The sequence below is a fragment of the Methylocaldum sp. genome, from assembly GCF_035627495.1.
Classification (GTDB): Bacteria; Pseudomonadota; Gammaproteobacteria; order Methylococcales; family Methylococcaceae; genus Methylocaldum.
Genome location: NZ_DASPLO010000080.1, coordinates 18,042 through 31,925, shown reverse-complemented (window position 1 = coordinate 31,925; position 13,884 = coordinate 18,042). Strand labels below are relative to the sequence as shown.

Annotated in this window: 15 protein-coding genes; 4 read left to right on the top strand and 11 right to left on the bottom strand. The window is 56.7% G+C overall.

The genetic code is table 11. The features are described 5' to 3' along the window. Positions 1 to 135 precede the first annotated feature (135 nt). Complete coding sequence (locus VEB01_RS06955) at positions 136 to 1,425, top strand: hemolysin family protein (RefSeq protein ID WP_324874013.1); 1,290 nt, start codon at positions 136 to 138, stop codon at positions 1,423 to 1,425. A gap of 38 nt (positions 1,426 to 1,463) precedes the next feature. Here VEB01_RS06955 and VEB01_RS06950 read toward each other — a convergent pair whose 3' ends face one another. The 4 genes from VEB01_RS06950 to VEB01_RS06935 are packed head-to-tail and all read right to left on the bottom strand — an operon-like array spanning position 1,464 to position 4,215. Beyond that, the gene (locus VEB01_RS06950) at positions 1,464 to 1,649 is read right to left on the bottom strand and encodes a hypothetical protein (RefSeq protein ID WP_324874012.1); all 186 of its coding nucleotides are present in this window, start codon (positions 1,647 to 1,649) and stop codon (positions 1,464 to 1,466) included. A gap of 12 nt (positions 1,650 to 1,661) precedes the next feature. Further along, positions 1,662 to 2,279, bottom strand: a complete 618-nt coding sequence (locus VEB01_RS06945; RefSeq protein WP_324874010.1) for an alpha-ketoglutarate-dependent dioxygenase AlkB family protein — start codon at positions 2,277 to 2,279, stop codon at positions 1,662 to 1,664. Beyond that, positions 2,276 to 3,619 (bottom strand): nicotinate phosphoribosyltransferase, encoded by a 1,344-nt coding sequence (locus VEB01_RS06940; RefSeq protein ID WP_324874008.1) that lies wholly within the window; start codon positions 3,617 to 3,619, stop codon positions 2,276 to 2,278. The genes VEB01_RS06945 and VEB01_RS06940 overlap by 4 nt, the downstream gene beginning before the upstream one ends. Beyond that, on the bottom strand, positions 3,616 to 4,215 hold the full coding sequence (locus tag VEB01_RS06935; RefSeq protein ID WP_324874006.1) for an isochorismatase family protein: 600 nt from the start codon (positions 4,213 to 4,215) through the stop codon (positions 3,616 to 3,618). The genes VEB01_RS06940 and VEB01_RS06935 overlap by 4 nt, the downstream gene beginning before the upstream one ends. Positions 4,216 to 4,521: 306 nt before the next feature. On the opposite strand from VEB01_RS06935, the gene VEB01_RS06930 reads away from it, so the two are divergent. Beyond that, on the top strand, positions 4,522 to 4,728 hold the full coding sequence (locus tag VEB01_RS06930; protein WP_324874004.1) for a heavy-metal-associated domain-containing protein: 207 nt from the start codon (positions 4,522 to 4,524) through the stop codon (positions 4,726 to 4,728). Between the two features lie 418 nt (positions 4,729 to 5,146). Continuing rightward, positions 5,147 to 6,127 carry a malate dehydrogenase gene (locus VEB01_RS06925; RefSeq protein ID WP_324874002.1) on the top strand — a complete coding sequence of 327 codons (981 nt, stop codon included), beginning with the start codon at positions 5,147 to 5,149 and terminating at the stop codon, positions 6,125 to 6,127. A 95-nt stretch (positions 6,128 to 6,222) separates the two neighbouring features. Here VEB01_RS06925 and argF read toward each other — a convergent pair whose 3' ends face one another. Together argF and VEB01_RS06915 are read right to left on the bottom strand one after the other, a co-directional pair. After that, on the bottom strand, positions 6,223 to 7,122 hold the full coding sequence (gene argF / locus VEB01_RS06920; RefSeq protein ID WP_324874000.1) for an ornithine carbamoyltransferase: 900 nt from the start codon (positions 7,120 to 7,122) through the stop codon (positions 6,223 to 6,225). Next, complete coding sequence (locus VEB01_RS06915) at positions 7,119 to 8,306, bottom strand: aspartate aminotransferase family protein (protein WP_324873998.1); 1,188 nt, start codon at positions 8,304 to 8,306, stop codon at positions 7,119 to 7,121. Before VEB01_RS06915 ends, argF begins: the two co-directional genes overlap by 4 nt. A gap of 311 nt (positions 8,307 to 8,617) precedes the next feature. Between VEB01_RS06915 and VEB01_RS06910 the strand changes: the two genes are divergently transcribed. After that, on the top strand, positions 8,618 to 9,157 hold the full coding sequence (locus tag VEB01_RS06910; protein ID WP_324873996.1) for a ferritin-like domain-containing protein: 540 nt from the start codon (positions 8,618 to 8,620) through the stop codon (positions 9,155 to 9,157). A gap of 127 nt (positions 9,158 to 9,284) precedes the next feature. Here the strand turns inward: VEB01_RS06910 and parE are convergent, their stop codons facing one another. The 5 genes from parE to thrC form a co-directional block, all read right to left on the bottom strand. Then, positions 9,285 to 11,171 (bottom strand): DNA topoisomerase IV subunit B, encoded by a 1,887-nt coding sequence (parE, locus tag VEB01_RS06905; protein ID WP_324873994.1) that lies wholly within the window; start codon positions 11,169 to 11,171, stop codon positions 9,285 to 9,287. A 176-nt stretch (positions 11,172 to 11,347) separates the two neighbouring features. Beyond that, positions 11,348 to 12,178 (bottom strand): hypothetical protein, encoded by an 831-nt coding sequence (locus tag VEB01_RS06900; RefSeq protein ID WP_324873992.1) that lies wholly within the window; start codon positions 12,176 to 12,178, stop codon positions 11,348 to 11,350. Between the two features lie 55 nt (positions 12,179 to 12,233). Next, positions 12,234 to 12,500 carry a DUF2442 domain-containing protein gene (locus VEB01_RS06895; RefSeq protein ID WP_324873990.1) on the bottom strand — a complete coding sequence of 89 codons (267 nt, stop codon included), beginning with the start codon at positions 12,498 to 12,500 and terminating at the stop codon, positions 12,234 to 12,236. Beyond that, complete coding sequence (locus tag VEB01_RS23060) at positions 12,472 to 12,630, bottom strand: DUF4160 domain-containing protein (protein ID WP_414675426.1); 159 nt, start codon at positions 12,628 to 12,630, stop codon at positions 12,472 to 12,474. The genes VEB01_RS06895 and VEB01_RS23060 overlap by 29 nt, the downstream gene beginning before the upstream one ends. A 92-nt stretch (positions 12,631 to 12,722) precedes the next feature. Next, a complete protein-coding gene (thrC, locus tag VEB01_RS06890; protein ID WP_324873988.1) occupies positions 12,723 to 13,814 on the bottom strand; it encodes a threonine synthase in 1,092 nt (363 codons plus the stop codon). Between the last annotated feature and the right edge of the window lie 70 nt (positions 13,815 to 13,884).

Genomic DNA, 13,884 nt, shown 5'->3' with positions numbered 1-13,884 from the left:
TGGATTTATCATAAGAGCCTTCCCGGGTTGTCTTTCCGCCTTGCTTCAGCTTGTCGGCGCTCCAAAGCACCGCTTTTGCATCGTCCTTTCTTATTCGCTACTCTAGCTCGCTGGATAAATAACCGCTATCTCTTGATGGAAATTCTCATATTAGTCTTTCTTTTCCTATTAAATGGCGTATTCGCCATGTCCGAAATGGCCATAGTCTCAGCCCGGAAAATCCGCCTACAGCAGTCCGCCCAGGAAGGACATTGCGGCGCCAAAGACGCCCTCCGATTAGCGAACGAACCCTCCCATTTCCTTTCCACGATTCAGGTCGGTATTACCTTAATCGGGATTCTTAGCGGCGCCTTCGGTGAAGCCGCCATTTCCGGCCAACTGGCCGCTTACCTGGAACAATTTCCGGAAATCGCCCCTTACAGCCGTGGCCTCTCACTGGCGGTGGTGGTCATCGGTATCACTTATTTTTCCTTGATTATCGGCGAGTTGGTTCCCAAGCGGCTGGCACTGCACAAGCCCGAAAAAATCGCCATGATCATCGCCCGGCCGATGCGCTTCATTTCTCTGTCAGCTTATCCTCTGGTCAAAATCCTGAGCCTGTCGACCGATCTCATCCTGAGACTGTTCGGAGCTCGGCAACCCCAGGAACCGCTGATCACCGAAAAGGAAATCAGGTTCATGATCGACCAAGGTACCGAGGCCGGCGTGTTCCATAAATCCGAGCAGGAAATGGTTTCCAACATCCTGCGTCTGGACGATCTTCGCGTCGGGGCAATCATGACGCCCCGCATGGATATTTATTACCTGGATATCAAGGAATCCTTCGAGGAAAACCGCCGCAAGATCATCGACAGCCCCTACTCGAGAATCCCCGTATGCAAGGACGGGCTCGACAACGTCATCGGGTTCGTCCAAGCCAAGGATCTGCTGACCAAAGCCCTACGCGGCGAAAACATGGACTTGGCCCGGTTGATCAAGACACCACGCTACGTTCCGAAATCACTGAACCCCATGCAATTGCTGGAGGAATTCAAGCGCTCGAAGACGCCCATGGCTCTGGTTGTAGACGAATATGGCGAGGTGGCCGGGCTGGTTACCCTCAAGGACGTGATGGAAGCGATCGTGGGCGACATTCCCATGACCGAGTGGGAGGAAGAACCGGAAGCGGTTCAGCGCAACGATGGGTCCTGGCTTTTGGACGGGACGCTCAGCACCACCAAGTTTAAACAGATATTCGACGTGGACGAGCTACCCGACGAGGCGACGGGCAATTTCCATACGATAGGCGGATTCGTCATGCTGCAGCTCGGCCACGTTCCTCGCGCGACCGACCATTTCGAGTGGAATCATCTTCGTTTCGAAGTCGTGGACATGGACAAGAATCGAGTGGACAAGCTCTTGGTTTCGCCGACCGATCTTGGTTAGCAGCCTGCAATGCAGAATGTACTGCTGCTCTGCTTTAATCATCGCAACTCGTTCTTCATAGCGCCGCAACGTTCGCACCGATAAACCGTAACCAGCTTGCCCTGCTTCACGTCAAAGGGCTTTTCCTGCGCCACCACCCACTTGTGAAAACCACTTCGGCATAGCGTCTTACCGGCGTGCTTTTCCGACGGCTTGGGTCGACGGAAGTTAACTACGTTGCCCATCGATCGATGCTCCTAAATTCCGGAAAAAATGGTTCTAAAAGTCAGATTGATGCGCCCGGTCTTCGGCTCGCGCGTTTTCGGGATCGAATGCCGCCATCCATGCTGCAAACTTCCGCCCATGAGCAGCAGACTGCCGTGGGTCAAGGAGATGTCCAGCGTCTCGCCGGTCTTGTTGTGGCGAAGCCTGAACAGCCGTTCGGCGCCAAGACTTAGGGAAGCAATAAAAGGATTTGGCCCGAGCTCTTTTTCCTTGTCCGCATGCCACCCCATGGAATCCCGCCCGTCTCGATAGAGATTGCCGAGCACGCTATTGAACCGTCGCCCACAAAAACATTCTAGGCGGCCCTTGAGTGTCAACAGGGTTTCGGCCCAAAGCAAAGGCATATGGTCCACGCCCGAATAGCGGTAGACCCCGCCCGCGTCTCCGTACCAGCATATGAGACGCGGCACCTTCACCCGCCGACCGACGACCGTGATTTCCTCTTCCCGCCAAGCCAAATCCCGCCGCAAGAGAACATAGAGCGAATCCGCTTCCTCTCGGGAAACGAAATCCTCAACGAAATAAAGTTCGCCGTCCCAAGGCGCGAGATTAACCATGGACTTGTGGGCCAACGGAACAAACCTGTTCAAAGACCCGCACCATCCATTCGCTCCACCAAGCGCTTTAGTCCGTCCGAAATGAAAACGGCATACGGCGCACTCTCTTCGATGGATTTCAGCGCGGGGGGCAATTGCTGCAATAATTGCCCCCGCAGCCGTTCCTGCATGGCGGTAAGAGTCTCCTGCGAACCGAGACGCTTGCCTTTGGCCATAACTTGGCGGAGCAGCGGTTCGCCTCCGATATGAGATTCGCTTTCCTCGGTAATTAAATCGTGCAGCATAAAGCCGTTATCGTCGTAATGGCGATACACCTGCTTGCGTCCGGGCCAGTTCGCCTTGCCTTTCGAGCGCTTCCGCCTGGGACGGCCGGCATATTCCTGCAGCTTGTACGCGCAGTTCAGATAAGGCATGTCGCGGGATGTCGTCATACGCGTACCGACCCCGAATCCATCGATGGGGGCCCCTGCCTCAAGCATCCGCCCGAGTTCGTGCTCGTCCAAATCGCCGCTGGCGAAAATGCTGCACTCCGAAAGCCCACCCGCGTCCAGAATCGACCGCACCGCCTTGGCCAATTCCGCCATATCGCCGCTGTCGAGCCGCACGCCTTTTATGGAGATGTTCTTTTCGGCCAGCTTGGGAGCCAAAGCAACCACTTTCCGGGCGGCTTCCAGCGTGTCGTAGGTATCGATCAAAAGCAGCACATTGTCCGGCAGACTTTCCGCGAACCGGCCGAAGGCCTCCGCCTCGTTGTCGTGGGCCATGACGTAGGAGTGGGCCATAGTGCCGTAAATCGGGATGCCGAACAATTTTCCGGCCAGAACGTTCGACGTGCCGTCGAAACCGGCCAGATAAGCGGCACGGGCCGCCATCAGCCCGGCCTCGGCACCGTGAGCGCGGCGCAACCCGAAATCCACCAACAGTTTGCCCGGCGCGGCGAGTACCGACCGAATCGCTTTGGAAGCGATCAACGTCTGGAGCTGGACGATATTGATCAAACGGGTCTCGATTATCTGCGCTTCGGAAATCGGCGCGGTTACCCGAACAATCGGTTCGTTCTGAAAAAAGGCGGTTCCTTCCGGGATAGCGTAAACATCTCCGGTGAAGCGGAGATCGGACAGGTAGGCGACGAACTCCGGCGCAAAGTATCCCAGAGTATTGAGCCACTCGCATTCTTCGTCGGAAAACCTGAAGTTTTCCAAGAATTCGACAAGCTGCTCCAACCCGGCGGCGACCAGAAAATTACGGTTCGGGGGCAACTTCCGCACAAACAGCTCGAAAGTCGCGGTGTCGGACATGCCCTCCCGATGGTAGGCCTGCAGCATGGTAAGCTGATAAAGATCGGTGAGCAGCGCGCTGTTTTGCCCGTTCATACTACAATCCGATCCTGCGATATCAGACGAGCGCCCAAGCGCACCATCTCGCTTATGGCCTTTTCGCCGTCTTCGGAACGCAGGTTGACGGCCCTTATCGCATCTCCAAGTACGTAAACCCTAAAACCGAAGGCTAAAGCGTCCCTGACCGTGTTCAGAACACAGTAGTCGGTTGCCAGGCCGCCGACGAATACTGTCTCAACGTCCCTTTGCCGCAAGCGGTCGTGAAGATCGGTGCCGGAAAACCCCGAGTAAGCCTCCGTATCCGTTCGTGTGGCTTTCGACACAATCTGAACGTCAGGCGGAAGTTTTAACGATGCGGCGAATGCTGCCCCCCGGGTTTCGGCGATGCAGTGCGCCGGCCAAGGACCGCCCTGCTCGATAAAAGAGCAATGGCCCCTCGGATGCCAGTCGCGGATGGCAAAAATAGGCAAGCCTAAACGGCGGAAGCATTCTATATAAGCATTGAGCGGTTCGATCACTTCGTCGCCCCGAGGCACCGCCAGACTGCCCCCGGCCAGGAAGTCGTTCTGAACGTCGGCAATAAGCAGTGCATCCTTGGAAGTGAGTGGAATTTTTTGGCTATTCGCAGTCATATAGATAGAGCCTGTTTGTATCGCATCATTCGGCGCGCGAATATCCACTGTCAAACGGACAGTCGCTGTAAAGACCCTTCGCGCCAGCATTGGAGGTATCTGGTTCGCTCAAACGCCAAGACTTATAATCCTTAGGCATCTGGGCAGGACACCACGTTCAAGGCCCGCTTCAAAAGCGGCATTGCCCAGTTTGAACTTTGGCGCGATCCAGCGGCTTTTAGTTCAGAAGATTTCGTAGATAGGACAACCACAGCGGGTCTGTGAATCCGTGTCGGAAATCTCAGCTTTCACATATCGGGTGCGACCATGGCGAAAATTGTCTTGCAAGTAACGGGTATGAAGTGCGGCGGCTGCGAAAATCAGGTTCAGGACGCAGCCAAATCCTGTGCCGGCGTTTCAGCGGCCAAAGCGTCCCAGAAAACGGGCGCGGTCGAAATCGATTACGACGAAACAAAAGCCGATTTGGCCTCAGTCAAAAAAGCGATCACTGAAAAAGGATTCGCCGTCGGCTGAAAATAATGCCGCGGAACGCGATGGAGCAAACAAATCTCGCAGTGGAAAACCGGGCGAACCATGCTCGAAAGCTTGTCGAAACCGCCTCGGAGGACGGTTGATTTTCACTTTGGGATGCCGTCCAATACGCGAGCTTTTACCCTCGGGCGATACTGTCTCCGTGACAACGGATAATCAGTTCGGCTTTGTAAGGAACCGGTACCGCCGTCCACACATCCCGCATGCGATGGGATAGATGTTTACCGATTCGTGACGGAATTCGCAAAAGTATCAATGGATAAATGACGGAATGGCGAATCGTGCCGCATACCTGACCTAAATACCTGATCTAATGTCTTATAGATTTTCTGGCAGGAATTATGCTCATCGGTCTTAATGCCGCGGCTCGATACTCAAATACCATAAGAAGGGTAATCACATGAAAGCGCCTGCACATATTGCCGTTACGGGAGCGGCGGGGCAAATTAGTTATGCATTGCTTTTTCGGCTGATTGCAGGGGATTTACTGGGCGACGACCAACCCATCGTATTGCGTTTACTCGAGATTCCCGAGGCCCTCGCCGGACTGGACGGAGTAAGGATGGAGCTTATCGATTGCGCGTCGCCTTTGCTCCATGATGTGGTCGTGTCCGATGATCCCTATGTGGCGTTCGAAAATGCCGATCTCGCCTTTTTAATCGGAGCAAAGCCGCGGGGCCCCGGTATGGAGCGCAAGGATCTGTTGAGAGTAAATGCGGATATATTCGCTGTCCAAGGCCGGGCCCTCAACGCCACCGCCAAACGTAGCGTTAAAACGCTGGTGGTCGGCAATCCCGCCAACACCAATGCCCTGATTGCCCAACATAACGCGCCCGATCTTCCGCCGGAGAATTTCTCCGCGATGACTCGGCTCGACCACAATCGGGCGGTAAGCCAGCTGGCGCTACATTGCGGTTGCTCGGTGAGCGATATCAAGAAGGTGATCATCTGGGGCAATCATTCAACGACGCAGCACCCGGACTTGCATCATGCACTGGTCCAGGGAAAGCCGGCTTTGGAGAGAGTCGAACGGGATTGGTATGAAAAGGAGTTCATTCCCACCGTGCAGAATCGCGGCGCTATCGTGATTCAAACGCGCGGAAAGTCCAGTGCTGCTTCGGCCGCCAACGCGGCGCTGGACCATATGCGCAACTGGGTGTTAGGCACGCCGCCTGGCGATTGGACCAGCATGACCGTCCTCAGCGACGGCAGTTATGGCGTCACGCCGGGTCTCATGTTTTCCTACCCTATTGAAATCGAGAACGCGCAGTACCGGATTGTACAGAATCTCGAAACCAGCGAATTTACCCGCGAAAGACTCAGGATAACGGAGGCCGAACTGTTAGCCGAACGTGAAGCCGTGCGGCATCTCCTTAGTTAAGCCAAGCGCTTGCGTTAGCAGCCTGTCTTTTAATGACATTGCTAAATGCCGAGGGGCCGCGCTGCAATCCCGTCCGCCGCGCCCCCGATGAAGAATCAGCTCGTTGCCAGCAGCAGCTCCAACAAAGCCTTCTGCGAATGCAGACGGTTCTCCGCCTCGTCCCAAACCACGCTTTGTGAACCTTCCAGTACTTCGGCACTGACCTCCTCTCCCCGATGCGCCGGTAGACAATGCATGAACAGCGCGTCCGCCGCCGCCAGCTTCATTAAAGCCGCGTCGACCTGATAGCCTCGAAACGCGTTCTGACGCTGCGTCTGCTCCGACTCCTGCCCCATGCTTGCCCACACATCGGTGACGACCAAATCGGCGCCCCGCACCGCATCTGCCGGATCGCTCAGCAATTCCACGCGACCGCCGGCCCATTCGATCAGCGCCGTTTCGGGCTCATAGCCTTCGGGGCAAGCAATCCGGAGCTTAAAATCGAGCAATTCTGCCGCATGGATATAGGTCTGGCACATATTGTTGCCGTCGCCGATCCAGGCCACGGTTTTGCCGGCAATATCACCGCGCTGTTCGAAATAGGTTTGCATGTCGGCGAGCAGCTGACACGGGTGGAACCGGTCGGTCAGACCGTTAATCACGGGCACCCGCGAATAGGCGGCGAAGGTTTCGACCGTTTCGTGGGCGTGGGTGCGGAGCATGACGCCATCGACCATGCGCGAGACGACTCGCGCGGAATCTTCGATGGGCTCGCCTCGTCCCAGTTGCGTATCCCGTGGCGACAGAAAAATCGCGGCGCCTCCGAACTGCACCATGCCGACCTCGAACGAAAGCCGCGTGCGTGTCGAGGACTTCTCGAACATCATCCCCAGTACTTTGTTCTTTAGCGGCTCGTAAGGGCTCTTGAGATGCTTGAGCTCGATGGCCCGGCGGATGAGCGCCCGGAATTCCTCGCTGCTTAGATCCAAAAGCGTAATCAGATGACGTGGCTTCATACGCTTTCCCCGACTCGATGGGCCGTGTAGTCGGCGACTAGAGCGGAAACACCTTCGATCAACACCTTCTCGTCATCGTCGTTCAGAACGAACGGGGGCAAAAGGCGAATCGTTCGATCCGCCGTGACGTTAATCAAAAAGCCTCGACTTAGGGCTTGAGCAACCAGATCGGTACAGGGTGTATCAAGCTCGATGCCGATCATCAGTCCTTTCCCCCGGACATCGACGACACGGGGATTGCCCGCCAGCTTGTCGCGAAGCCCGGTCAACAAACGCTCGCCCAATTCCGCTGCGCGTTCCACCAGCCGATTTTCGGTCACGGTCTGCAATACCGCCAATGCGGCGCTGCATGCCAATGGATTGCCGCCGAAGGTCGAAGCGTGCTTGCCGGCGGTCAGCATGTCCGCCGCAAGGCCTCTAGCGAGACAGGCACCGATCGGCACACCGTTGCCCAGGGCTTTGGCCAGGGTCATGACATCGGGCATGATGCCGTGGTGCTGGAAAGCAAACCATTTTCCGGTCCGGCCGATGCCGGTCTGAACCTCGTCCAGCATCAGCAACCAACCGCGCTGATCGCACAGACGGCGTAGGCCGGGCAGGAAATCGTCCGCCGGAACGCGTACGCCGCCTTCGCCCTGAACCGGCTCGACCAAGATAGCCACGACGTTCGGGCTATCGACGGCCTCGACAGCCGCGACACTACCGTACGGCACCCTGACGAATCCCTCGACCAAGGGCTCGAAACCGTCCTGCACCTTCGGGTTGCCTGTGGCGCTCAAGGTCGCGAGCGTGCGGCCGTGGAAACTGCCCCCCATGACGATAACAGCCGGCCGGTCGACGCCGCGTTCATGCCCGTAACGGCGGACGATTTTGAGGGCCGCCTCGTTCGCCTCCGCGCCGGAATTGCAGAAAAAGGCGTTGTCCAGCCCGCTTAATCGGCACAGTTCGCCGGCGAGCTTTTCCTGCAAATCGATCCGGTAGATGTTGGACGTGTGCAGCAGCTTGCCGGCTTGTTGACAGATGGCGTGGGCGATAGCCGGATGGGCGTGCCCCAGGCTGCATACCGCCACGCCGGAAATGGCGTCCAGATAGCGCTTGCCTTCCGTGTCCCAAAGCCACGCACCCTCGCCCCGGTCGAACATTACCGGCAGCCGGGCATAAGTCGGCATTACCTGACTGGTCATCGATTATCTTCCCAAAAATAAAAAGGCAGTCGCGAGACTGCCCCAAAAACGAAGGCAAACATTATAGTAAAAAAAAGTTTGTGCACAAGCACTTGGGTATCTGGAGACGCATAGCGGCAGCGGCATCGATGACCGCAATCCGGTTCCCGAGACCTTTTCGGCGCTTGGGCGCGGGAATTCCCGCCAAAAGGAATCACACCCTCGAAACTCGCCCGACTTTTTTGCCGGATCGGCTGTCTTAACGAATAGCGGGTCAACCCCTGGCAATCACCGACAGCGAGATTTCTTTTACCCGAAAGGAGAGCTAAGTTATGGCAGATCGACCATTTTTAACCGACGTCAAAACTTTGAGGGAACGCGCAAGACAACATATCGAGCTGGGCGCTGTGACCCCGGGATATAAGGCCGACCGAGAGGTCGTGGTCAAACTTCTCAACGAAGCGCTGGCCACAGAAATCGTATGCGTGCTCCGTTACAAGCGCCACTACTTCATGGCATCCGGCATCAATGCGCAAAGCGTTGCCCAAGAGTTCCTGGAGCATGCCAACGAGGAACAGGCGCACGCGGACCGCATTGCCCAGCGTATCGTGCAACTGGGTGGAGAACCCGATTTGTCGCCTGGGGGACTGCAATCGAAAAGCCATTCCGAATACGTGGAAGGCGATTCGCTGGTTGATATGATCAAGGAGGATTTGGTAGCCGAGCGTATCGCGATCGACAGCTACCGGGAGATCATCGAGTATCTCGGAAATAACGACCCCACCACCCGCAGTCTTATGGAAGAGGTCCTAGCCAAAGAAGAGGAACATGCCGAGGACCTGGTGAGTCTTTTGCAGGAATTGGGGCAATAGAGCATTCCTGCAACGGAATCAGCCGCCCGGCTCCGCTTTGTTCGTGCGGCTGGCGGATTCAAATCCGCCGCTGACTCCAACGAAGTTCGCTGAGAAATCCCCCCTTACAGGAGAAAACCGGCGGCAGTCAAACTTCCGCCAGATTGCCTTTTTCTTCGAGCCAAACCTTGCGGTCGGCCGCCCGCTTTTTGGCCAACAGCATGTCCAGCCGCTCGTCGGTCGCTTGCTGCTCTTCCAGGGTCAGTTGCACCAGCCGCCGCGTGTCGGGGTTCATCGTGGTTTCCCGGAGCTGAGACGGGTTCATCTCGCCCAGCCCCTTGAATCGCTGGACATTGATCTTGCCCCTGATCTTTTCGGCCTCGATCCGGTCGAGCACGCCCTTTTTCTCCGCTTCGTCCAGGGCGTAGTACACATTCTTGCCCACGTCGATCCGGTACAAGGGCGGCATGGCGACGAAGACGTGTCCCGCCGCCACCAAGGGGCGAAAGTGGCGGACGAACAGTGCGCAAAGCAGGGTCGCGATATGGTTGCCGTCGGAATCGGCATCCGCCAGCACGCAAACTTTGCCGTAGCGCAGCCCGCTCAGGTCGGCGGAGCCGGGCTCGACGCCGATCGCGACGCTGATGTCGTGGACTTCCTGGGAAGCGAGCACGCCGCCCGAGTCCACTTCCCAGGTATTGAGAATCTTGCCGCGCAAGGGCATCACCGCCTGGTATTCCTTGTCCCGCGCCTGTTTAGCGGATCCACCGGCGGAATCGCCCTCCACCAGAAACAACTCGGTCAGCTGCATGTCCTGGGAGCTGCAATCGGCGAGCTTGCCGGGGAGAGCCGGGCCCGCCGTGACTTTCTTGCGGGTCACCTGACGGCTGGCTTTGAGCCGCTTCTGGGCGCTCTCGATCACCAATTCGGCGATACGCTCACCGATGGCGGGATGCTGGTTGAGCCATAGGCTGAACGCATCCTTCACCACCCCCGAAACGAACGCCGCGCATTCGCGGGAACTCAAGCGTTCCTTGGTCTGGCCGGAAAACTGCGGCTCCTGCATCTTAACCGAGAGCACGTAATGGCAGCGCTCCCAGACGTCTTCCGGAGCGATCTTGATGCCGCGGGGCAACAGATTCCGGAATTCGCAGAACTCCCGCACCGCCTCGGTCAGCCCGGTGCGGAGCCCGTTGACGTGGGTGCCACCCTGGGGCGTCGGCACTAGGTTGACGTAGCTCTCCGTGACCGGCTCGCCCGCTTCCGGCGTCCAGACCACCGCCCAGTCGGCGGCTTCCTGATGTCCTTCGAGATTGCCGATGAACGGTTCTTCCGGCACGCATTCGTTCGATCCGATGCGGTCCAGCAGGTATTGGGGGAGTCCGTTCTCGTAGTGCCAGGTCTCCTCCTCGTTGGCTTGCTCGTCCTTCAGGGTAATCCTGAGCCCAGGACACAACACCGCCTTGGCGCGAAGCAAGGCTTTCAGGCGCGGAACGGCGATGCGCGGAGTATCGAAATAGCGGGCTTCGGGCCAAAAACGAACCGTGCTGCCGGAATCCCGCTTGGCGGTAGAGCCAATTTCTTGGAGTTCGGAAGTTTTGTCGCCGTGCGCGAAGCTCATCCCATAGATCTTTCCGCCCCGGCGCACTTCGACTTCGAGCCGGTCGGACAAAGCGTTCACGACGGAAACGCCGACCCCGTGCAGCCCGCCGGAAAAACGGTAGTTCTTGTTGGAAAACTTCCCGCCGGCATGCAGCTTGGTCAGGATCACTTCCACTCCGGATACGCCGAGTTCCGGATGAACGTCCACCGGCATCCCGCGCCCGTCGTCCCGGACTTCCACCCCGCCGTCGGCCGATAGCCGCACCTCGATGGACTTTGCATACCCCGCCAGAGCCTCGTCGACGCTGTTGTCGACCACTTCCTGGACCAGGTGATTCGGGCGGGCAGTATCGGTATACATGCCCGGCCGCTTCCGCACCGGATCGAGTCCCGAGAGAACTTCAATGGATGAGGCGTCGTAAGTTTCGTTCATATAATTTGAGAAACACTGAAGGTGGACATATCTGCCCTCCTTTTGAGCGGACAGTCGAGTAAGGCAACTCGGCCACCAGTTATAGGCGTCAATGCTTAATATAATCCGTACCCTAGAAATGGGTGCCTCTTACGAGAAGATTGCATTGTGGCAGATAAGTAAACTGCCTTATTCGCTTACCACCCATTTGGGTTCTTGGGCGGCTGGACATTCCAATTTAATCGTTGGTGATGGATATCGCCTTGCGGACGACGCATACAGGCAAAACGGGCAATGGTTTTAGCAATGGTGATCTTCTTATCCTTTATGTGCTTTGCCTCGACCTTGGAAAAAGGATCATCGGACCGATGCGAACCCGTGTAGTAGAAAGATACAAAGTCTTCAAGCTGATCTTCATGCCAGGAGAATCCTTCGCCACAGAACGCGAGCACAAAGCAAGTATTCTCGGCAGCGAGGTTGTATGATCGAATTTTCTCCTCAAGCTCAAGGCTGTATTCAAGCATGCGACTTCGGGCGGCAAACATGCCGTGCCAGAGCTCGCCACCTAGCCAATCCTCAGAGAGAAGAACATTCGCGCTCTTCGGTAACCATCCCTCTTGTAACGCTACCTCGAACTGATCCCACCGATCCGTTGGCATTGGCTTTATCGTTTTCACGTCAACAAAAACGGTAAGTCCATCATTGGTCACGGCTCGAAAGTCGATCGATTTGGCACTACCAGCAAGAACCGGTTCATAGTCAATACAAGTAAACTTCGGGCTTGGATTAGAGAGGAGTGCACTTGCGATGCAGAGCTCGTTATGCAATTCGTCTACTGCACGAAAAACGGAATGTCCATTTGTGAGTACTGACTCAACAGCCTTGAAAAAACGCCCCATTAACCGTTCTGAGCCCTTGAAGCGATTACCAGCGCCCTTAAACTTAGCACTGAAAACTTCAGACACCTGAACGGCGTAGGACTTAACCCACTCCACATCATCTTCTTGACAAAGCTGCTCGGCACTCATAAGCGCGATGCACGTAGCCGCAGGTAATGCTTAATTTACAAGCGTGCCCTAACGATCATTCAGACGGCCTAACCTTCGATATCAAAGGAAACCGCTCCGGATGGCGAATGGAATCCAGATGTAGATCGATGTCCAATTCCGGCCAATAAAGATGATGGGGCCGCGGGCGCTCCACATGAAATATTTGATCGACCGGAGCCTTGCGGAACCAGGGGAATTCCGAGAAAGGAACGAATAATTCTTCTTCCTCGTCAAGAAGAAGCCAAAACCCGTGTTTGGAAATCCCCGAAATTTCAACCGGTGAAATGTCTGCTCCAAGCATTTCGAATCTCCTGTTCATGGGCCCGCAACAAGTTCTCTGCCTCGCGCAACTCTTTGCTCGATAAGCCGAAATTTTGGGCCAGTTCGATGATTGGTTCGAGCCAAAACTTTGCCTCACCATGAGAGTGCATGACATGAACATGCATACGAGGCTCTTCGCGCGAGAAGAAATAAAACCGGTAACCTCGCTCTCGGAATATCGTAGGACTCATATAACGGCGACTTACATCGCCTCCAAAATCGTCCGCTTCACCGAATCCAAGGTCGCATCCACCGTCACCGGCTTGGCCATGCATTGGGCGATGGCCGTGTCGGGGTCCTTGAGGCCGTTGCCGGTGAGGGTGCAGACGATGGTGCTGCCTTCGGGAATGCGGCCGGTCTTGATGTCGTGTAGTGCCCCGGCCAGGGAGGTGGCCGAGGCCGGTTCGCAGAAGATGCCTTCCCGTTCGGCCAGAAGCTTCTGCGCCGCCAGGATTTCGTCGTCGGCGAAGGGTGCGAACCACCCGCCCGATTCCTGCTGCGCGCGCCAGGCGCCGTCCCAGGACTGCGGATGCCCGATGCGGATGGCGGTGGCGACGGTCTCGGGATAGTCCACGAACCGGCCGCTGACGAAAGGCGCGGCGCCCGCGGCCTGATAGCCGCACATGATCGGCCGTTTACTGGTTACCGGCGCATGGGTTTCGGTACCGAGGGCGTATTCGCTGTAGCCCTTCCAATAAGCCGTGATATTGCCGGCGTTGCCCACCGGCAAGCAGTGATAATCCGGGGCGCGGCCGAGAACGTCGACGATTTCGAAAGCGGCCGTTTTCTGTCCTTCGATGCGATAGGGATTGATCGAGTTGACGATGGTCACCGGCGCATGGTCCGCAACCTCTTTGACCAACTGCATTCCGGCGTCGAAATTGCCGTGGATCTGGATTACCTTGGCGCCGTAGATCATGGCTTGGGCCAGCTTGCCCATGGCGATCTTGCCGTCCGGGATCAGCACGAAAGCGGTGATGCCGGCACGCGCGGCATAGGCGGCGGCGGCGGCCGAGGTATTGCCGGTAGAGGCGCAGATGATGGCGCGGCTGCCCTGATCCACGGCCTGGGTCACGGCCATGGTCATGCCGCGGTCCTTGAACGAGCCGGTGGGATTCAGCCCTTCGAACTTGACGTAAATGTCCACGTCCTTGCCGGTCAGCTTCGGGATGTTAACCAACTGGATCAAGGGCGTATTGCCCTCGCAGAGACTCACGGGTCGAGTATCCGGAGTCACGGGCAGGCGGTCACGGTATTTTTCGATGAGCCCCGTATAACGTTTTGCAGATGACATATCGATTTGTAGCTCGTAGGGTGGGTTAGCGAAGCGCAACCCACCGAAAAGAGTGGGCTACGCCATTAAT

Excerpts from the sequence above, each read along its gene's own strand:
- VEB01_RS06925 (WP_324874002.1), top strand. The coding sequence starts at position 5,147 with ATGAAAGCGCCTGCACATATTGCCGTTACGGGAGCGGCGGGGCAAATT.
- VEB01_RS06955 (WP_324874013.1), top strand. The coding sequence starts at position 136 with ATGGAAATTCTCATATTAGTCTTTCTTTTCCTATTAAATGGCGTATTC.
- thrC (WP_324873988.1), bottom strand. The coding sequence starts at position 13,814 with ATGTCATCTGCAAAACGTTATACGGGGCTCATCGAAAAATACCGTGAC.
- VEB01_RS23060 (WP_414675426.1), bottom strand. The coding sequence starts at position 12,630 with ATGCACTCTCATGGTGAGGCAAAGTTTTGGCTCGAACCAATCATCGAA.
- VEB01_RS06935 (WP_324874006.1), bottom strand. The coding sequence starts at position 4,215 with ATGACTGCGAATAGCCAAAAAATTCCACTCACTTCCAAGGATGCACTG.
- parE (WP_324873994.1), bottom strand. The coding sequence starts at position 11,171 with ATGAACGAAACTTACGACGCCTCATCCATTGAAGTTCTCTCGGGACTC.
- argF (WP_324874000.1), bottom strand. The coding sequence starts at position 7,122 with ATGAAGCCACGTCATCTGATTACGCTTTTGGATCTAAGCAGCGAGGAA.
- VEB01_RS06895 (WP_324873990.1), bottom strand. The coding sequence starts at position 12,500 with ATGCTTGGAGCAGACATTTCACCGGTTGAAATTTCGGGGATTTCCAAA.
- VEB01_RS06940 (WP_324874008.1), bottom strand. The coding sequence starts at position 3,619 with ATGAACGGGCAAAACAGCGCGCTGCTCACCGATCTTTATCAGCTTACC.
- VEB01_RS06915 (WP_324873998.1), bottom strand. The coding sequence starts at position 8,306 with ATGACCAGTCAGGTAATGCCGACTTATGCCCGGCTGCCGGTAATGTTC.
- VEB01_RS06900 (WP_324873992.1), bottom strand. The coding sequence starts at position 12,178 with ATGAGTGCCGAGCAGCTTTGTCAAGAAGATGATGTGGAGTGGGTTAAG.
- VEB01_RS06930 (WP_324874004.1), top strand. The coding sequence starts at position 4,522 with ATGGCGAAAATTGTCTTGCAAGTAACGGGTATGAAGTGCGGCGGCTGC.
- VEB01_RS06910 (WP_324873996.1), top strand. The coding sequence starts at position 8,618 with ATGGCAGATCGACCATTTTTAACCGACGTCAAAACTTTGAGGGAACGC.
- VEB01_RS06950 (WP_324874012.1), bottom strand. The coding sequence starts at position 1,649 with ATGGGCAACGTAGTTAACTTCCGTCGACCCAAGCCGTCGGAAAAGCAC.